This window comes from Angelakisella massiliensis (assembly GCF_900104675.1).
Classification (GTDB): domain Bacteria; phylum Bacillota; class Clostridia; order Oscillospirales; family Ruminococcaceae; genus Angelakisella; species Angelakisella massiliensis.
Genome location: NZ_LT629945.1, coordinates 1955750 through 1974122 on the forward strand (window position 1 = coordinate 1955750; position 18373 = coordinate 1974122).

The following is an 18373-nucleotide window of genomic DNA, read 5'->3' on the forward strand; positions in this document are numbered from 1 at the left end:
GAAACAAGGAAAGGGACCCATCATCATGCCGGATTTTGTACATCTTCATGTCCACTCTGAATACAGCTTGCTGGATGGAGCCTGCCGCATCAAGGGATTGGCGGCCAGGGCCAAGGAGCTGGGACAGAATGCCGTAGCCATCACCGATCATGGGGTGATGTACGGCGTTATTGATTTTTATAAGGAAGCGAAAAAGCAGGGCATCAAGCCCATTATCGGCTGTGAGGTCTATGTGGCGCCCCGTTCCCGTTTTGATAAGGAAGCCCGGCTGGATGGTAAGCCGTACCACCTGGTGCTGCTGTGCGAAAACAACACCGGTTACCGCAACCTGACCCATCTGGTTTCCCAGGGCTTTATTGAGGGCTTTTACTCCAAACCCCGAATCGACCGGCAGCTGCTTGAAGGCCACACCGAGGGCCTCATCTGCCTGTCCGCCTGTCTGGCGGGAGAAATTCCCCGGGCGCTGATGAACGGGGATTATGAGGGGGCAAAGGAGACAGCCCTTTGGTACTTGGAGCAGTTTGGACCGGATCATTATTATATTGAGATTCAGAACCACGGCATTGAGGAGCAGCAGCGGATTTTGCCGGACCTCATCCGCCTTTCTCAGGAAACCGGCATAGGTCTGGTGGCAACCAATGACGCTCATTACCTCACCCGGGACGACGCCCGGATGCAGAACCTTCTGATCTGTATCCAGACGGGAAAAACGGTAGGGGAAGGCTCTGCGCTGGAGTTTCCCACCCAGGAGTTTTATCTCAAAAGCGGTGAGGAGATGGCCCAGCTGTTTTCGGCGGTGCCTTCCGCTATTTCCAACACCCAGAAGATCGCCGATATGTGCCAGGTGGAGTTTGAGTTCGGCAAGACCAAGCTGCCCTATTTCCAGGCGCCCAATGGGGAGGACAATGTCCATTATTTCCGTCGGCTGTGCTATGAGGGCCTGGAGCGGCATTATGGTCCCAATCCACCGGAGGAAGTGCGCCAGCGTCTGGAATATGAGCTGGGTGTGGTGGAACGGATGGGATATGTAGATTATTATCTCATCGTCTTCGACTTCATCAACTATGCCCGTTCCAAGGGGATTCCGGTGGGACCGGGGCGTGGCTCCGGCGCCGGCAGTCTGGCGGCCTATTGTATCGGCATTACCGGCATCGACCCCATGAAATTCCAGCTGCTCTTTGAGCGTTTCCTCAACCCGGAACGGGTAAGTATGCCGGATTTTGACATTGACTTCTGCTATGTCCGCCGTCCTGAGGTGATCGACTATGTGGTGCGTAAGTATGGGGCGGATCATGTGGCCCAGATCGTCACCTTTGGTACCATGGCCGCCCGGGGAGCGATCCGGGATGTGGGCCGGGCTTTGGGGATGAGCTATCCTCAGGTGGATCAGGTGGCCAAGCTGGTGCCCATGGAGCTGCATATCACCCTGGATAAGGCGGTCAGCGCCAGCAAGGAGCTTCAGGCCCTGATGGAACAGGACCCCCGTGTGGCGGAACTGATCGACCTGGCCCGGAAGGTGGAAGGAATGCCCCGGCACGCCTCCACTCACGCCGCCGGTGTGGTCATCACCCGGGATACTGTGGAAAGCTATGTGCCGCTGGCAAAGAATGATGAATCCATTGTCACCCAGTTTACCATGACTACCCTGGAGGAGCTGGGGCTGCTGAAGATGGATTTTCTGGGTCTGCGGAACCTGACGGTCATTGCCGATGCGGAGAAAATGATCCGGACTTCCCACGATCCAGATTTTCATATCGACAGTATATCTCTGGAGGATCCGGCAGTGTTTGAGATGCTTTCTCAGGGCAACACCGGCGGAGTATTCCAGTTTGAATCCGGCGGGATGCGCAAAATGCTCATGCAGCTGCGCCCTGAATCGGTGGAAGATCTCATCGCGGCGATTTCCCTTTATCGTCCCGGCCCCATGGAATCTATTCCAAAATATATTGAGAACCGGCATCATCCCGAGAAGGTCACCTATCGCACACCGCAGCTGAAGCCCATTCTGGATGTTACTTACGGATGCATCGTTTATCAGGAGCAGGTGATGCAGATTTGCCGGGAGCTGGCAGGCTACAGTTATGGACAGGCGGATCTGGTGCGCCGCGCCATGGCCAAAAAGAAAGCCGACGTCATGGAAAAGGAGCGGGGGAACTTTATTGCCGGATGCGGAAAAAACGGCATTTCCCCGGAAATTGCCAATCAGATTTTCGATGAAATGAGCAGTTTCGCGGCCTACGCATTCAATAAATCCCACGCTGCGGCCTATGCGGTGGTGGCTTATCAGACCGCCTGGCTGCGGTGTCATTATCCACGGGAGTATATGGCAGCGCTGCTGACCAGCATTCTGGACAACACGGATAAGGTCATTGAATATATTGACGAGTGCGGCAAGCTGAGTATTCCCACGCTGCCGCCGGACATCAACCGCAGCGGCGAGGGCTTCACTGTTACGGAGGAAGGGATCCGTTTCGGTCTGCTGGCAGTGAAGAATTTGGGTGCCGGTATCATCCGGCAGATTCTGGAGGAGAGAAAGAAGGGAGCTTTCACCAGCTTTACCGATTTCTACCAGCGCCTGTACGGCTCAGAGCTGAACAAGCGGTCCATTGAGAGCCTCATTAAGAGCGGTGCCCTGGACGGGCTGGGGGCGACCCGCCGTCAGATGCTTCAGGGATATCCCAGGGTGGGAGATATTCTGGCGGAGCAGTATCAGTGGAAGAGTGTGGGACAGACCAGCTTGTTTGGCGATGTCCAGTCCGCGGAGGAGATCCAGCTGCCCCCTGCTGATGAATTTGATCACAGTGAATTGCTGGCGATGGAGAAGGAGGTAACGGGACTGTATCTGTCCGGCCATCCCATGAACCAGTATGCTCATCTTTATGAGCAGTATGGTGCAGTCCGCCTCAATCGCCTCCATGATCCGGAGGTAAACCAACGATATGATAACCAAACGGTGGATGTTCTGGGCATTGTGGCGGCCAAACGGCTGAAGCTGACCCGCAATAATGAAAATATGGCCTTTCTGACCATAGAAGACAGCAGCGGCTCCATTGAGGTGCTGGTATTTGCCCGGGTTTATGAGCAGTTTGCCGCCTCCATGAATGTGGGGGAGGCGGTATTTGCCACAGGCCGGGTATCGGTGCGGGAGGAAGAAGCGCCCAAGCTGATTCTGGAGCGGATTCAGACAGTGGCACAGCGTCTGGCTTCGGGCGGGGCGGGAAAAACTCCGGCTGCCAAAACCGAAAGTGCGCCTGCCGCCCGGACTAAAACCGGAAAGGAAGGATTGTATTTGCGGGTTCCCTCCATGGAAGCGCCTGTGATGAAAAAGGTGCGGCTGCTGCTGCAAATCTTTGATGGCTCCACACCGGTATATTTTCGGGCGGTAGACAGCGGCAAGATGCTGCGGGCTCCCCAAAATCTTTGGACAACAGCGGAACCCTTTGTGGTGGCGGAGCTGGAACGGGTGCTTGGTAGTGAAAATGTTAAAAATTTAGTGTGAATGCTTTTGATCTTAGGTAAAAGTTTCAATATACGTCCCATAGATTTGCGGCTATAATAAGGGTTGGAATAAAGAAAAATAAAAGTAAAGATGCGGAAATGATCTGAAATCAAATCACAGGAGGTCATCGAGATGCAATACGAGAAGAAAACCATTGGCGTCCTCACCAGCGGCGGCGACGCACCGGGCATGAACGCGGCTGTCCGCGCGGTAGTGCGTGCCGGTAATGTCAAGGGCCATCGTGTGGTTGGTATCCGGCGGGGTTACCAGGGGCTGATCAACGGCGACATTGAGGAAATGAACCTCCGCAGTGTCTGTGATATTATCCAAAGGGGCGGCACAGTTCTGTATACAGCCCGCTGTCCGGAATTTGTCAAGGAAGAAGGCCAGATCAAGGGCGTGGAGATGTGCCATAAAATGGGCATCGACGGCCTGGTGGTCATCGGCGGTGACGGTTCCTATCGCGGTGCCAGAGCCTTGTCCAATCGGGGCATCCCCTGTATCGGTATCCCCGGTACCATTGATAATGATATTGCTTCCACTGAATATACCATCGGCTTCGATACCGCGGTGAACACTGTGGTGGAGAGTGTGGACCGTCTGCGGGATACTTCCCAATCTCATGACCGCTGCTCCGTGGTGGAAGTGATGGGACGCCGGGCGGGTCACATTGCCCTGCATGCGGGCATTGCCTGCGGCGCTATCGCGGTGCTGATTCCTGAGCGGGAATTCAATGTGGATGTAGACGTTATCGACCGTATGAAGGAGACCCTCAAAACCGGCAAGCATCATTTCATTGTCATTGTTGCCGAGGGTGTGGGAGACAGCAAGCGCATCTGCGAATACATTGAGGAAAAGACCGGTATTGAATCCCGCCTGACTGTATTGGGTCATGTTCAGCGTGGCGGTACTCCTACAGCCAAGGAAAGAGTGTACGCCAGCGTGATGGGCTACCGGGCGGTAGAACTGCTGGAGCAGGGTAAGGGCAACCGTGTGGTGGGTGTCCAGAATAACCGTGTGGTGGACTTTGATATTAATGATGCTTTGGAAATGACCAAGGATATCGACCAGTACCTTTATAAGGTGGCTTACGAAATTTCCATTTGATCTCTTTTTAACCGTTTATTTCAGGCCCTCCGGTCTCGCTGTTTTCAGCGGTCTGGGGGGCCTGTTTGCAGTTGCTTTGGGCTGCCCCCAGTCCTTTGCTGATGGGAAGAAGCTTGTCCCTTTATGGGATCTTCCCTCCCGCAGGCTGTTTGGGGAAAATGAAATCAGCCGCGGCACAGAATTTGGAAATGCATTTGACCAGTGGTTGTGAGGATGAGAAACAGGAAAATTGTGGGTACCCTCTGGAAATGCTCACCGACATTCTGGCCCTCCCTGGAAGCGTGCTGAACTCTTTCGGTATGCTCAGGCCCCTGGGACTTTAGTCCCAGGGGCCTTTTCCTGCTTAACAGCAGGACCTGGTCAGGACATCAGCAGCTGCAGCCGCATCCGCAGCCATTGCCGCAACCGTTGTCGCAGCCATTGTCATTCCAGTTGCCGCCGCATCCGCAGCCGTTGCCGTAGCTATTGCCGCAGCCGCCGTTGCAGAACAGGAGCAGAAGAATGATGATGATCAGCAGGGTGGAATCATCCAAACCGAACAGTCCCTTGTTGCATCCACAATTGCACATTACAGTGTACCTCCATATCGATGTTTTTTTATGGACAGGCGGCATCCGCCGCCGGGCCGGCTTTACATTACTGGCAGCAGCATCCGCCGCAGCGATTGCAGGGGCAGGAGCTGCCATTGTTGTTGCCGTAATAGAGCCACAGAATCACCATCAGCACCAGGATTTCCTGGCCGTTGAGGGAAAAGAGAGGGTTTCTGCAATTTCCACAGTTTCCGCAGTTTCCACACATTTGACATGACCTCCGTCTCGTGTATTTCATGACCATCCTATGCGGCAAATCCCGAAAAGGTTCGCCGGGACAGGTCATTTTTCGGGGAAAATCTGATTTTGGTTTGAACCGGCTTCTTTCCGGGCAGAATATCCTATGCAAAGAGGGGGCTGCAGGTTCCAGAGCGTCAAGGGAGAAGGAAAGCTTGCTGCTTTGGAGAGCATAAGTGAGGAGGTCCGCTCAATAGGATGGATAGAGACGGCTTCCGGCGATCTTTCATGATGTTGAGAACCAAGGCGGCGGGACAGGACGATGCTTTCAGATGGCGCAAGGAATGTGCTCAATCTGATGGCGTCAGATCCCCTTGCCGGTGTAAGTTCTTAAGGGAGAGACAGGAAAAACGGCAGGCAGCAAAAGAAAAATGCACTCATCTGACTGCAGCTTGTTTTTCTTCTGCCGGGGGTGCTGCCCCTTGTTTCATGAGGATACCATTACGATGGGAACAGGAGCTTGAATCATGTATCACTTCAGCGGTTATACAGTAAAAGCCAACAACGCGGTCAATCATTCAATTTTTATTGCGCAGCAGTTGGGGCATACCTATGTAGGCAGTGAACATCTGCTTTTGGGGCTGCTGCGGGAAAGCAGCGGTGTGGCAGCCGGCATTCTGGCAAGAAAACACATAACCTATGACCAGGTAAACCGGGCGGTGGTGCGCACCATGGGCAGAGGAGTAGCTTCCGTGCTGTCTCCGGATGATTTCTCGGCCCATTGCCGGAAAATCATGGAACGAGCCTCAGTGGAATCCAAAGGGATGGGATTGCTGCTGGCAGGGACGGAACACCTGCTGTTGGCGATGGTGCGGGAACCGGGCAGCTTTGCGCTTCGCTATCTTCTGGACAGCGGGCTGGACAGCGGAGAAGTGACCCGGCTCATTGAGGAAGCCATGACGGCGGACCCGGGGGATATCGGCACACAGGAAAAAAGCCGTCGTACCCCCTCCCGTCCTGTCAAAACCGGTGGAGGCGGCAGAACACCGGTGCTGGACAAATATGGCCGGGATCTGACCGAGCTTGCCCGAAACGGTGTATTGGACCCGGTAATCGGCAGGGAGAGGGAAATTCAGCGGGTAGTGCAGATCCTTACCCGGAGGACAAAAAATAATCCCTGCCTCATTGGAGAGACAGGGGTTGGAAAAACGGCTATCGTGGAGGGGCTGGCCCAGCGGATGGTATCAGGCGCGGTGCCGGAGGAACTGGCTGCCAAACGTCTGGTAACAGTGGATTTGACGGCGGTGGTGGCAGGAACCAAGTACCGGGGAGATTTTGAGGAGCGTATCCGGGCCATTATGGAAGAAGTAGTGGCGGCGGGCAACATCATCCTTTTCGTCGATGAACTCCATACCATTATGGGAGTGGGTGCGGCGGAAGGAGCTGTGGATGCGGCCAATATTATGAAACCTCAGCTGGCCCGGGGAGAATTTCAGGTGGTGGGGGCCACCACAACGGCGGAGTACCGCAAAACCATTGAACGTGACGGCGCGTTAGAGCGGCGCTTCCAAAGCGTTTTGGTAGAGGAGCCTTCCCAGGAGGACGCAATCGCTATTATCCGGGGACTGCGGGAGCGGTATGAGCGCCATCATGGGGTGCGCATTACCAATGAGGCCATCGAGGCGGCGGTGACCCTTTCCTCCCGGTACGACAGCGGCCGTTTTCTGCCGGATAAGGCCATTGACCTGATTGACGAAGCGGCTTCCCGCCAGCGCCTTACGGCAGGCCGGCGCAGAGGTCCTCTTTCCATCAGCCGGGAAGAAATTGCCCAGGTAGTTTCTCAAACCACCGGCATTGATCTGGGGCGGGTCAGCGAAGAGCAGGGGCAGCGCCTGTCCCGTCTGGAAGAGGAGATCCGCCATCGGATGGTGGGCCAGGATGAAGCGGTGAAACTGGTGTGCAGTGCCATACGGCGGGGCCGGGTAGGTCTGAGAGACCCTGCAAGACCGGTGGGCAGTTTTATGTTCCTGGGGCCTACAGGGGTAGGAAAAACCCAGCTGTGCCGGGCCCTGGGAGAATGCCTGCTGGGGGACCCCAACAGCGTGATTCGTTTGGATATGTCGGAATATATGGAAAAGCACAGTGTTTCCCGCCTTATTGGCGCGCCTCCCGGTTATCTTGGGTATGATGAGGGGGGACAGCTCACCGAAAAGATCCGGCGCAAACCCTATGCGGTGGTGCTTTTTGACGAGATCGAGAAGGCCCATCCGGATGTCTGCAATCTGCTGCTGCAAATTCTGGAGGAAGGCCAGCTGACTGACAGCCAGGGAAGAAAGGCGGTTTTCCGCAATGCCGTCATCATCCTCACTTCCAATGTGGGCGCTTCCTTTATAACCAATCGGAGAAGCATGGGTTTCCGCAGCCGCCCTGCTCCGGGAGAAAAGCCGGAGTATTATGATGAGGTAATGGCGCAGGTGCGTCAGACCTTCCGTCCGGAGTTCCTCAACCGGCTGGATGAGATCGTACTGTTCCATCCTCTGAGCAAGGAGGAGCTGAGGACCATTGCCGCCATGCAGCTGGAAGAGGTCCGGGCCCGCCTGGAAAAGATGGATATCATAGCGGAGTTCACCCCGGCGGCGGCAGAACTGATTGCCCGGGCCGGTTACGATCAGCCCTATGGCGCGCGTCCTCTTCGCCGGGCGGTCCACAGCAGGGTGGAGGACCCTCTGGCGGATGATATTCTGGCAGGACGCATTGGACCGGGAGACCGGGTGATTTGCGATACCCAGGGAGATTCTCTGGTGATTCGGGCAGCGGCGTCCGCCTGCCGGTAAAAATAAAAGAAAAAATCAAAAGGCATGATGGGAAACAGAGCGTTCCTGTCATGCCTTGATTTTATAGTATTATTGTTCCCCGTGCACACAGGGCGAATGGGCCAGGAGAGATGAAAACACAAATGCTGATATGGAAACGGAATTTCTATATATCCGTCCCTTTCAGGCGTGTTTGCCGTGACCACCGGAAAATATGGGATCGAATCAGATTTCTTTGGTTTCTGTAGGTTCTTCCGAAAGCTTTTCCCGGCTGTACCAGAAGGTGACGGGAACATCCCGCAGCAGCGCCCGTTTTGCTTTCCAGTCCGGCAGCCACAGATCCATCTGCCGGTGGAAGCGGGAAGAGTGATCGGGATGCAGAAAATGAGCCAGTTCATGAAGAATCACATACTCCACGCATTCCACAGGAGCTTGAATCAAGGCTTTGTTGAGGGTGATTACCCTTTTTCCGGGAATGCAGCTGCCCCAGCGGCTGGTCATCAGGCGGATGCGCAGGGTGGGAAAAGGGATGTTCCAGGGCTTTGTGATGGGATACACTTGATCCAGCAGCGTGGAGAAAATTTGGCGGCAGTAATCATCAGAGAACCTCTCCAGCATCCGCCGCACCATCTCCTGATTTTGCGGCTGCGGCAAAGTGAGATGAAGCTCATTCTGCTCCATTTCCACCCGTTGGGGTCCTGTGTGCAGCTGCAAAGTGATTCTGCGGCCCAGGCAGAGGAGGGTTTGCCCGGAAGAATAAGGGAGCATGGAATTTTGGGCAGGCATACAGCGGCTTTGTACCTGACGGATCCACTGGATCCGGGAACGCAGAAAAAGGTCGATTTCCCTTTGGGGGCAGCGGGAGGGAGCGGAAACCAATACCTCTCCGTCCGGATGGACCCTGAGATTGATATTTTTCACCTTTTTGCGGGTGAGCGTATATTCCAGCAGCCCGAAGTCCCCTGTAAGGGTGCGGCGCTGAGATGCTTTATACATAGGAGCTCCTTTCGGAAAGCGGGTTTTGATGCGGAAAAGAGACGGCAATACATCAGGTATTGCCGCCTCAGACTGTAAAAAAACCTATTTGAAGAGACAAATAAAATTCATGACAAAAATCAGGAGAGATGCCTGATTTTTATACCACGCCCCACAACCATTGGAACGGGAAACCGGGGGTATGACCGCCTGGGCTGTGAGTGAGCAGAACTTAAACAGGTTCAGGCTTTGGCCTGGAGCTGTGCCAGATGGTTGGAGGCTTCCCGGAGTTTATTACGGATAATTTTGCCGGAAGTGGTTTTGGGCAGCTCCGCCACATATTCCACCGCACGGGGGTATTTATAGGGGGCAGTCTGCTTTTTGACGTAGTTCTGCAGCTCCTTGGTCAGGGCCTCAGTGGGCTCCCAGCCCTTTTCCAGCACAATAGTGGCTTTAACCACCTGGCCGCGGATGGGGTCCGGCGCGCCGGTAATGGCACACTCCCGAACGGAAGGATGGGTCATCAGCACGCTTTCGATCTCGAAGGGACCGATCCGGTAGGCGGAGCATTTGATCATATCGTCATTGCGGCCCACAAACCAGTAGTATCCTTCCTCATCCATCCAGCACACATCACCGGTGTGATAAACATAGTTTTCATCGTAGGCGGGCACCACTTTGCCATCCCGCATATAGCCGTAGAACAGCCCTTCCGGGAAATAGATACCCAGGTTTCGGACCACCAACTCACCTTCCTCACCGGGCAGGCAAGGCTTGCCGTCACCATTGATGAGAGCGATATCATACAGGGGAGAAGGCTTGCCCATGGAACCGGCCTTGGGCGGGAACCAGCCGTAGTTTGCCACCAGCACGCTGCTTTCCGACTGACCATAGCCTTCATGGATGGTCAGCCCGGTCACTTCCTCAAATTCCCGGACAATTTCCGGAGAAAGGGGCTCACCGGCGGTGCAGCAGTGATGGACCGAAGCGAAATCCTCCCGGGTCAGCCCTTCCCGCATCATAAAGCGGTAGATAGTGCCGGGGACGCAGATGGTGGTGGGCTTATATCGGGCGATCACATTGATCAGGTTGCGGGGATTGAATTTGTTGTCGGCATCATAGCCCAGCATGGCGGTACCGGCCAGCCACTGCCCATAGATGCAGCCCCAGCCGAACTTGGCCCAGCCGGAATCCACCACCGTCAGATGCAGTCCATTATTTTCCACCTGCTGCCAGTAGGCGGCGGTGGGGATGTGTCCCAGGGGATAGGACTGGCGATGGACCACCATTTTAGGATAACCGGTGGTGCCGGAGGTGAAATAGATGATCATGGGGTCCTCGGCAGTGAGGGTGGAATCAATGATGAAGCTGTCATCCGCTTCCTCCAAACCCCTGGAGAAATCCAGCCACCCTTCCCGGGGAGCTCCCACCAGGGCGATGTTTTCCAGGGTGGGACACTGGCCGCGGCTCTCCTCCACCTGCTGCAATACCCATGGGTCCTCCACAGCGATGAGCAGTTTAACTTCGGCAGCATTGATGCGGTAAACAAGGTCTTTGGCAGCCATCTGATAGGAACAGGGGATAAGGATAGCCCCCAGGCGGTGGAGAGCCACAGCGGTGACCCAGTATTCCCACCGGCGCTTCAGCTGGATGATGACCCGGTCACCCTTGCCGATGCCCAGGCTGCGAAGATAGCAGGCAGCTTTTCGGGAAAGGCGGGAGATGTCCCGGAAGGTGAAATAACGTTCCTCCCCATGATCGTTGCAGTACAGCAGCGCCAGTTTATCCGGTTCCTCAGCGCTCCAGGCGTCCACCACATGGGTGGCAAAGTTGAAGTTGGCAGGATAACGCAGGCGGTAGTTTGCCTTGAAATCCTCATAAGTAGCGTAGTCTGTTCTGCCGATAAATTTCTCGATCATGGTACATTCTCCTTCCAGCGTTGTGGTGAAGGCCGTTTCCCGGGGTGGCAAGAGAATAAAAAAACACGTCCTGTAAAGAACAGGACGTGTGACACGCGGTACCACCTGAATTCGTACCCCTGAAAGGGTACGCACTTTAACCAAAACGGAAACGAGCGGTTTCGATTTTGTACCCCTTGTAACGTGGGGGAAGCACGTCGGAGTCTACTGAGGCAGATGCTGCCGGTTCGGTCCGCGACTCTGAGGCTACTTCAGCAAGTTCCGACCGCGGCGTTCCACCAACCCGCCGCTCTCTGGGCATCGAAGCTCCTGCTTACTACTCCTCTTCGCAGTCTTTGTCTGTGATTGTTTTTACTTTATCACTGCAAATGCAAAATGTCAAGGGATTTTTCTCCGGGATAAAAGTAAAAGTCTTTTATACATCCTTTGAGGGAAGAAAGGCGGGATCTGTCCAAAGCACCTTGCCTTCCCGGTCCAGCAAAGGCGTTATTCCACAGCCGTCCAGCGTTTCACGGACAAAGTACTGGACGCCGGTCTGACGATCCGCCCATACTTCACAACAGCCACCGTCAGAGGATTCCTCCATCACCAGGCGGACAAAGCGCTTGGGTTCTGATGAAGAATCAGTCTCGTTCTTATGAAAAAATGCCATGCCGACAGCTCCTTTTCAAAGAATACGACAGGAAGCAAAAACTCTCTTACAGCCCCAATGCGGTAAAGGCCCAGGGCCAAAGACCGGTGGCGGCGAAGCCGACTACAGCATACCGCAGCCCGTCAAAAATGAGCGCATCCGGCAGTACCAGCTTCAGCCCCGCACGAATGACCATCAAAATAGCGGCGCCCATTACCAGACGCAGCACCTTTCCCCCCACAGGACCATTGGTAGTGAAATGAACCTTGCGGTCCTCCAGAGCCATGCCGCCCAGGGCGCCGATGCCGACACCAATGGTTTTGACCGTATCAGGAGAGGGGGAGAGAAGCAGCGCTACACAGGAAATTCCCACCGCGCAGGCAAACAACGCAACTTTACAGTGGTAATAACGCTCAAAGAACCACCAGCTGACCAGGGAAGCGATAATGCCCAGCGCGGCGCCCACCAGCACATCCCCGAGGAAATGGACCCCCAGATAAACCCGGGAGGTCATCACCGCCAGAATGGCCAGCACGGCCAGCACAGTGACCCACCGTTTCCGAACCCATAAAGCGACAGCGGTAAAAAAGCCGCCGGCGCATTGGGAATGGCCGCTGGGAAAGGAAAAGGATTCGCCCAGGGAAACTGTATTGATCAGGGGATTGTCGATCTGAACATAGCGCAGCTCTTCCCATCCGGGAGTAAGGAAGGGCCGGGGACGGCGTACCAGGTCCTTGAGGATGCCGTTGGCGGCAATGGAACTGTAGAGGGAGAGAAAAAGATATTCTCCGAACTTTTTATTCCCGCACCAGTAGATGCTGAAAACAGCGACCAATAAAAAGGTCTCCTCACCCAGAAAGGTGAAAAAAGCGAACAAGGGGTCCATCACCACCGTTCCCAGACGGGAGACGGACTGGATGGCGGACATAACGATATATTCCCAAGGCATGATGAAAAAAGCTCCTTCCATGCTGTACTATGGAACAACAAATTGCTTCCCTCGGAGAGTTTTCCAGGGCGTTCTTTCACTATAGCATATTTTTCCCCTCAGGTAAACCGAAAAAAGGAAAAGCCTTACTTGAAAGGGAAGAATGAAAGGATGGAAGGGGGAAATCCTTGTTTGGAAATGCTTCATATGATATAGTGAAAAAAGTGAATCAGAAAACAGGAGGATGTGGAAATGATTAATATTCGCAATGAGCGTCCGGAGGATTTCCAAAAGGTGGAGGAAATGACCCGAAAGGCTTTTTATAATCAATATATCCCTGGTTGTGTGGAGCACTATCTGGTTCACATTATGCGGCAGCATCCGGATTTTCTGCCCCAGCTGGATTTTGTATTGGAACTGGATGGCCAGGTGATCGGCAATATTATGTATACCAAAGCCGTGCTGGAAGGGGAGCATGGAGAGCGCAAGGATATTCTGACCTTTGGACCGGTTTGCGTTCTGCCGGAATATCAGCGGATGGGATATGGCAAAAGGCTGATGGAGCATTCCTTTGAGCAGGCGAAAGCCCTCGGCTATGAGGTGATCGTTATTTTCGGCAGCCCCGCCAATTATGTAAGCCGGGGCTTTCAGTGCTGCAAAAAATATCAGGTTTCGGTGGAAGGGGAAAAATATCCGGCCGCAATGCTGGTCAAGGAGCTGACGGAAGGGGCTTTGAAAGGGAGTAAGTGGGTCTATCATGACAGCCCTGCTATGGCGATTTCTCCTGAGGAGGCGGAAAAGTACGACGCCGGACTGGAACCGATGAAAAAGGAATGGCGGCCAAGCCAGGAGGAATTTTATATCATGAGCCATTCGTTTGTGGAATGAGACCGGGATGGCGGGTTATGCTCCGGATATTCGCAGCTGATCTGCCAAGGGGAAAGAATTGACAAGAAAAAAGGCCGAAGGTATAATAAAAAACGTGGGGAGCTTGTGTGCAGGCTGAGAGGGAGTCATCAACTCCGACCCGGGAACCTGATTTGGGTAATGCCAACGTAGGGATGCACTCTGAAACAAGGCAGATGCGTGGAAGTTGGCGCATCTGCTTTTTTTGTTGCCGCGTTTCCGCTTTCCGGCATCGGGCTGAAGGGCCGCCCAAAGGGGAGAGGGCTTCTGTTTACGGACAGGCCGATACATTTTCCCAGCATAATTTCCGAAAAAAGGAGAAAAAAGATGGAACGCTGCTACACTACACAGATGGATGCCGCACGGAAAGGAATCGTTACGCCGCAGATGGAAACGGTGGCCCGCAAGGAGCGGATGACCACAGAGGAGCTGCTGCCGCTGGTGGCTTCCGGAAAAGTCGTTATTCCCGCCAACCGTCTTCATACCTGTTTGGACCCGGAAGGAATCGGTTCCATGCTGCGCACAAAAATCAACGTCAATCTGGGGGTTTCCCGGGACTGCAAGGATTATGATGTGGAGATGGAAAAGGTCCTTTCCGCTGTCCATATGGGGGCGGAGGCTATTATGGACCTGTCCAGCCACGGCAATACCCAACCCTTCCGCCGGAAGCTGACAGCGGAGTGTCCCGCCATGATCGGCACAGTGCCGGTTTATGACAGCGTGATCCACTATCAGCGGGACCTGGCTACTCTTTCCGCCAAGGATTTTATTGACGTAGTACGCCTTCACGCCCAGGATGGAGTGGATTTCGTTACACTTCACTGCGGTATTACCCGCAAAACCATCGATCAGATCCGTCTGCACAAGCGGCGGATGAATATTGTGTCCCGGGGTGGGTCTTTGGTGTTCGCCTGGATGTGCATGACCGGGGAAGAGAATCCCTTTTATCAGTATTATGATGAAATCCTGGACATCTGCCGGGAATATGATGTGACCATTTCTCTGGGAGACGCTTGCCGTCCCGGCTGTCTGTCCGACGCCACCGATGTTTGTCAGATTGAGGAGCTGGTACGTCTGGGAGAACTGACCAAGCGGGCATGGGAAAAGGATGTCCAGGTGCTGGTGGAAGGCCCCGGCCATGTGCCTATGGATCAGATCGCCGCCAACATGAAGGTGCAGCAGACCCTTTGTATGGGCGCTCCCTTCTATGTTCTGGGCCCCCTGGTGACGGATATCGCTCCCGGCTACGATCATATCACCGGCGCCATCGGGGGCGCCATCGCGGCCATGAACGGCGCGGCTTTTCTGTGCTATGTCACGCCTGCGGAGCATTTGGCGCTGCCCAACCTGGAGGATGTTAAGCAGGGAATCATCGCCAGCAAGATCGCGGCTCACGCGGCGGATATTGCAAAGGGAGTGCGGGGCGCCCGGGAAATAGACGACCGGATGGGCGACGCCCGCCGTGCCCTGGATTGGGAAGGGCAATGGGCCTGTGCCATCGACCCTGATACGGCCCGTGCCATCCGTGCGGACCGCTCACCGGAGCATGATGACAGCTGCTCCATGTGCGGCAAATTCTGCGCGGTGCGCAGCATGAACAAGGCACTCAACGGGGAATATATCGATATTTTGTAATGACAGTCCAAACTGTTTGAGAACAAAAAGCAAGCCTGAGGAGTTCTTTTCTCCCCAGGCTTGTTTTCATGATATTTTTGGATGATTACAGCCGCTGGATCGCTCCGGCAGGGCAAACTTCCATGCAGTTTCCGCAATGGATGCAGTGCTCCTGATGGATCACCGCTGGATTGCTGCTGAGATCGATACATTTCTCAGGGCATCTGGTATGGCAGAGGCCGCAGCCGGTACATTGGGAGGTGATAAAATAACCGCAGCTTTGCTGGGAGGCTCCGCCAAAAGCGAAAGAGGCCCGCTCCGGAGGAAGGTGAGTGAGATCGAACCATTCTCCTGTTCCCTGATAGATTTGAAATACTGTCAGAGTATTTCGGGAGCTCTCATTGGGATAGATTTGGGCCATGTAGGGATTTTTCGCAAAAAGGTCCGGAATTTTTTCAGGCCCGATTTCCCGGGTTTTCCCCTGTACCGAAACAGCGATACAGGAGAGTGTATCCTTGCCTTTCATGGCGGTGAATGCGATGTTTTCATTTGCCTTGAGCCGATCGTAAAAGTGTTTTCCCTTTGCGGTCAAAAAGTAAAGGCTGTCCGCATCATAGTCCATCATATCAATGGCACAGGTAATAGGCCGGCCTTCCCGGTTGACAGTGGCGAAGACGGTGGAATGGATTTCTTCCACAATGTAACGCAGATAATCTTTGGCTTCCATGAAACATTCCTCCTGTTATTGTCTGCCCTTGAGCACCGGGGTGAGCCTTTTGTAGAGCACCATGGTAACGGCGCTGATGGCCAGTCCTTTCAGGAGGTTGAAGGGGAAGGCGTTGAAGAGCACAACATCCAGCTTTGTTTTGATAAAGGGGATCATCTCGCTGAAGGAGGCGATCAGCTGATCCAGAGGCATAAATGCCTCAAAGGCGGGCAGCAGGATAAAATAGTTTACCACCGCCGCTGTGACGCCCATGCCTACGCTGGCGATGAGGCAGGCGATACAGGCGGTCCGCTTTGTTTTGTGAAATTTATAGATAAACCCTGCAATCGCCACAAAAGCGCCGCCCATGAGGAAATTGGCAAGTTCTCCAATACCGCCGGTGGCGGTGGTGGGCAGCTGCAGAGCATTTTTAATCAGTTCAATGGTCACTCCCGCTCCCGGCCCGTAAGCAAAGGAACCGATAAGGGCGGGCAGGTCAGACAAGTCCATCCTTGCGAAGGATGGCGACAGTGGAACGGGAAATTCAAAAAAGGCCAGCACAAACGCGATGGCGGAAAGAACGGCAGTCATTGTGAGCATACGCACGTTCCGGGAAGACGAGTTTTTTCTGACGGTAATGGTGTTTTCCATAATGCTCCTTTATGGATATGATTTGAATTAAGGACGGTCCGCACAAGCATGGCGCCTGAGCGGCCGAGCTTGTCATATCCTCTCTCATCCGGACTGTAACCGTCGGTAACGGAATTGCACCGTTTCGGCTGCTCTTGCAGTTGGCAGACTATCACTGCCGGTCGGGAATTTCACCTTGCCCCGAAGATATTTCAGCTTTTGGTCCGCGGAAACGGACTGTCAGTAGATCGGCGTGACCCGCCGGATCACCACGGGGATACTGGAATACTGAAACATGGTAAAGACAGATTCGGCGGCTTCACCTCCCGGTAAAGTATTACAGCGTGCTTCATGCAGCAAAACCTCCTGTTCCAAGTGATTTAAGATTGCAATTTTTAGATTGCATGACTATAATAGTTCCATTCCAACCGTTTGTAAAGTAAAATATTTCACAAATCCATGGAAAAAAGCGGGAAGGACAAAAGCGCTCCAGCCACAACCCGGGCATCCTCCTGTAAATGTTGGGAGAAAATGATACAATTCTGATACAATTATGTTGTAGCTATGAATTATTTATAAATTACAATGTAATTGTGAGGAAAATATAGATACTTTAACCGAACATATCTGTTCCTCACAGCTTGGCAGCCAATAAGAGGAAGGCTGCCGGCAGACCTATTTGAGAAGCAAAAGGAGGAAAAGAAATGTTGCGTAAAAGATTTCTCGCCATATTGATGGCACTGGCCATGGCGCTGACCATGATGGCAGGCTGCGGCGGTTCTGAGGCCAGCGAGCCCGCCGGGTCTTCCGGAACGCCTTCCGGCACCGAAGCGCCGGAGGAAGCTCCTGCTGGCGAGGGGGTCACCGGCAAGGTGATGATCTACACCTCCATGTATGAGGACATCATTGAAGCGATGGATGAAGCGCTGGAAGAAGCCTTCCCGGACTGCGACATTGAATTCTTCTATGGCGGTACCGGCAACCTCCAGGCCAAGATCGCCGCTGAGATGGATACCGGCAAACTGGGCTGCGACATGATGATGGTGGCGGAGCCTGCTTACTCCCTGGAACTGATGGAAGGCGGCTGGCTGCATCCTTATGTTTCCCCCGAGGCCTCTTCGCTGGCATTTGAGTATGACAAGGATGGCTACTGGTATCCCGTTCGTGTCTGCAACATGGTGCTGGGCTACAATCCTGAGCTGAAGAGCAAGGATGAAATCCCCAACAGCTTTTATGATTTCGCTTACGATACCTCCGTCAAAGGCAAAATCTCCATGTCCAATCCGCTGACCTCCGGCACCGCTCAGGCCAGTGTTACTGCGCTGAAGGACAAATACGGCTATGAGTATTTTGACGCGCTGGGCGCTCAGGGCGTGATGGTGGAATCCGGCTCCGTGGCTCTGACCAAGCTGGAAACCGGCGAGTGCGATGTTATCATGATTCTGGAGGAATCCATCCTCAAGAAGAGAGAAGAAGAAGGCTCCAAGCTGGAAGTGATCTATCCCATCGACGGCACCATCAATATCCCCTCCACCATTATGACTGTGGAAGCTTCCAAGAGCGCCAATAACAACACCGCTGCCTGCGAGGCCATTACCGACTGGTTCCTGTCCACCGAGGGACAGAAGAACATCGTGGCCGGCTGGATGCATTCCGTGCGCAGCGATTATCCGGAGCCGCCTTATGACGCTATTCCCACCAAGGAGATTCTGGAGAACACCATGCCCGTCAACTGGGAAAACTGCTTCCGGCAGCGGGAAGAGATCCGCACCAAGTTCCAGGAAGCGGTCACTATCACCGGCTGACAGACGTGAAGATCCCTTGTTTGCTTTGAGATGAACTGAATGGGCGGGGGATTGCCGAGGGCTCTTCCCGGCA

The 18373-nt window shown here is 54.1% G+C and carries 14 protein-coding genes, 2 riboswitches and 1 other annotated feature; of the genes, 6 read left to right on the forward strand and 8 right to left on the reverse strand.

Annotated features, from left to right (window positions below):
- Window positions 1–25: 25 nt before the first annotated feature.
- Both BQ5383_RS14620 and pfkA read left to right on the forward strand, forming a co-directional pair.
- On the forward strand, window positions 26–3499 hold the full coding sequence (locus BQ5383_RS14620) for a DNA polymerase III subunit alpha (protein ID WP_071433149.1): 3474 nt from the start codon (window positions 26–28) through the stop codon (window positions 3497–3499).
- Between the two features lie 132 nt (window positions 3500–3631).
- Window positions 3632–4606: a 6-phosphofructokinase gene (pfkA, locus tag BQ5383_RS14625; protein WP_071433151.1), complete on the forward strand. Its 975-nt coding sequence runs from the start codon at window positions 3632–3634 to the stop codon at window positions 4604–4606.
- Between the two features lie 368 nt (window positions 4607–4974).
- On the opposite strand, the gene BQ5383_RS14635 is transcribed toward pfkA, so the two are convergent.
- Both BQ5383_RS14635 and BQ5383_RS21195 read right to left on the reverse strand, forming a co-directional pair.
- Window positions 4975–5175: a hypothetical protein gene (locus tag BQ5383_RS14635; protein ID WP_071433155.1), complete on the reverse strand. Its 201-nt coding sequence runs from the start codon at window positions 5173–5175 to the stop codon at window positions 4975–4977.
- A 67-nt stretch (window positions 5176–5242) separates the two neighbouring features.
- A complete protein-coding gene (locus BQ5383_RS21195) occupies window positions 5243–5404 on the reverse strand; it encodes a hypothetical protein (protein WP_172724641.1) in 162 nt (53 codons plus the stop codon).
- A gap of 496 nt (window positions 5405–5900) precedes the next feature.
- Here BQ5383_RS21195 and BQ5383_RS14640 point away from each other — a divergent pair, with 496 nt between their 5' ends.
- A complete protein-coding gene (locus BQ5383_RS14640; RefSeq protein WP_071433157.1) occupies window positions 5901–8207 on the forward strand; it encodes an ATP-dependent Clp protease ATP-binding subunit in 2307 nt (768 codons plus the stop codon).
- 204 nt (window positions 8208–8411) lie between these two features.
- On the opposite strand, the gene BQ5383_RS14645 is transcribed toward BQ5383_RS14640, so the two are convergent.
- The 4 genes from BQ5383_RS14645 to BQ5383_RS14660 form a co-directional block, all read right to left on the reverse strand.
- On the reverse strand, window positions 8412–9182 hold the full coding sequence (locus BQ5383_RS14645; RefSeq protein ID WP_071433159.1) for a M48 family metallopeptidase: 771 nt from the start codon (window positions 9180–9182) through the stop codon (window positions 8412–8414).
- Window positions 9183–9403: 221 nt separating this feature from the next.
- Window positions 9404–11080, reverse strand: a complete 1677-nt coding sequence (locus tag BQ5383_RS14650; protein ID WP_071433160.1) for an AMP-binding protein — start codon at window positions 11078–11080, stop codon at window positions 9404–9406.
- A 77-nt stretch (window positions 11081–11157) separates the two neighbouring features.
- Window positions 11158–11419, reverse strand: a binding site (T-box leader).
- A gap of 76 nt (window positions 11420–11495) precedes the next feature.
- Window positions 11496–11732 carry a DUF6440 family protein gene (locus tag BQ5383_RS14655; protein WP_071433162.1) on the reverse strand — a complete coding sequence of 79 codons (237 nt, stop codon included), beginning with the start codon at window positions 11730–11732 and terminating at the stop codon, window positions 11496–11498.
- A 46-nt stretch (window positions 11733–11778) separates the two neighbouring features.
- Window positions 11779–12660: a phosphatase PAP2 family protein gene (locus tag BQ5383_RS14660; RefSeq protein ID WP_071433164.1), complete on the reverse strand. Its 882-nt coding sequence runs from the start codon at window positions 12658–12660 to the stop codon at window positions 11779–11781.
- 231 nt (window positions 12661–12891) lie between these two features.
- Between BQ5383_RS14660 and BQ5383_RS14665 the strand changes: the two genes are divergently transcribed.
- Complete coding sequence (locus BQ5383_RS14665; RefSeq protein ID WP_071433166.1) at window positions 12892–13527, forward strand: GNAT family N-acetyltransferase; 636 nt, start codon at window positions 12892–12894, stop codon at window positions 13525–13527.
- 85 nt (window positions 13528–13612) lie between these two features.
- Window positions 13613–13718, forward strand: a riboswitch (TPP riboswitch).
- 154 nt (window positions 13719–13872) lie between these two features.
- On the forward strand, window positions 13873–15180 hold the full coding sequence (gene thiC / locus BQ5383_RS14670; RefSeq protein ID WP_071433168.1) for a phosphomethylpyrimidine synthase ThiC: 1308 nt from the start codon (window positions 13873–13875) through the stop codon (window positions 15178–15180).
- 85 nt (window positions 15181–15265) lie between these two features.
- Here the strand turns inward: thiC and BQ5383_RS14675 are convergent, their stop codons facing one another.
- Window positions 15266–15886, reverse strand: coding sequence for a 4Fe-4S binding protein (locus BQ5383_RS14675; RefSeq protein WP_071433170.1), 621 nt, complete (start codon window positions 15884–15886; stop codon window positions 15266–15268).
- A 15-nt stretch (window positions 15887–15901) separates the two neighbouring features.
- Entirely contained in the window at window positions 15902–16516 is a 615-nt protein-coding gene (locus tag BQ5383_RS14680; RefSeq protein ID WP_071433172.1) for an ECF transporter S component, read from the reverse strand.
- 72 nt (window positions 16517–16588) lie between these two features.
- A riboswitch (FMN riboswitch) is annotated at window positions 16589–16708 on the reverse strand.
- A gap of 491 nt (window positions 16709–17199) precedes the next feature.
- Here BQ5383_RS14680 and BQ5383_RS14685 point away from each other — a divergent pair.
- Complete coding sequence (locus tag BQ5383_RS14685; RefSeq protein WP_207646817.1) at window positions 17200–18300, forward strand: ABC transporter substrate-binding protein; 1101 nt, start codon at window positions 17200–17202, stop codon at window positions 18298–18300.
- Window positions 18301–18373: the final 73 nt, after the last annotated feature.

Excerpts from the sequence above, each read along its gene's own strand:
- BQ5383_RS14620 (WP_071433149.1), top strand. The coding sequence starts at position 26 with ATGCCGGATTTTGTACATCTTCATGTCCACTCTGAATACAGCTTGCTG.
- pfkA (WP_071433151.1), top strand. The coding sequence starts at position 3,632 with ATGCAATACGAGAAGAAAACCATTGGCGTCCTCACCAGCGGCGGCGAC.
- BQ5383_RS14635 (WP_071433155.1), bottom strand. The coding sequence starts at position 5,175 with ATGTGCAATTGTGGATGCAACAAGGGACTGTTCGGTTTGGATGATTCC.
- BQ5383_RS21195 (WP_172724641.1), bottom strand. The coding sequence starts at position 5,404 with ATGTGTGGAAACTGCGGAAACTGTGGAAATTGCAGAAACCCTCTCTTT.
- BQ5383_RS14640 (WP_071433157.1), top strand. The coding sequence starts at position 5,901 with ATGTATCACTTCAGCGGTTATACAGTAAAAGCCAACAACGCGGTCAAT.
- BQ5383_RS14645 (WP_071433159.1), bottom strand. The coding sequence starts at position 9,182 with ATGTATAAAGCATCTCAGCGCCGCACCCTTACAGGGGACTTCGGGCTG.
- BQ5383_RS14650 (WP_071433160.1), bottom strand. The coding sequence starts at position 11,080 with ATGATCGAGAAATTTATCGGCAGAACAGACTACGCTACTTATGAGGAT.
- BQ5383_RS14655 (WP_071433162.1), bottom strand. The coding sequence starts at position 11,732 with ATGGCATTTTTTCATAAGAACGAGACTGATTCTTCATCAGAACCCAAG.
- BQ5383_RS14660 (WP_071433164.1), bottom strand. The coding sequence starts at position 12,660 with ATGCCTTGGGAATATATCGTTATGTCCGCCATCCAGTCCGTCTCCCGT.
- BQ5383_RS14665 (WP_071433166.1), top strand. The coding sequence starts at position 12,892 with ATGATTAATATTCGCAATGAGCGTCCGGAGGATTTCCAAAAGGTGGAG.
- thiC (WP_071433168.1), top strand. The coding sequence starts at position 13,873 with ATGGAACGCTGCTACACTACACAGATGGATGCCGCACGGAAAGGAATC.
- BQ5383_RS14675 (WP_071433170.1), bottom strand. The coding sequence starts at position 15,886 with ATGGAAGCCAAAGATTATCTGCGTTACATTGTGGAAGAAATCCATTCC.
- BQ5383_RS14680 (WP_071433172.1), bottom strand. The coding sequence starts at position 16,516 with ATGGAAAACACCATTACCGTCAGAAAAAACTCGTCTTCCCGGAACGTG.
- BQ5383_RS14685 (WP_207646817.1), top strand. The coding sequence starts at position 17,200 with ATGTTGCGTAAAAGATTTCTCGCCATATTGATGGCACTGGCCATGGCG.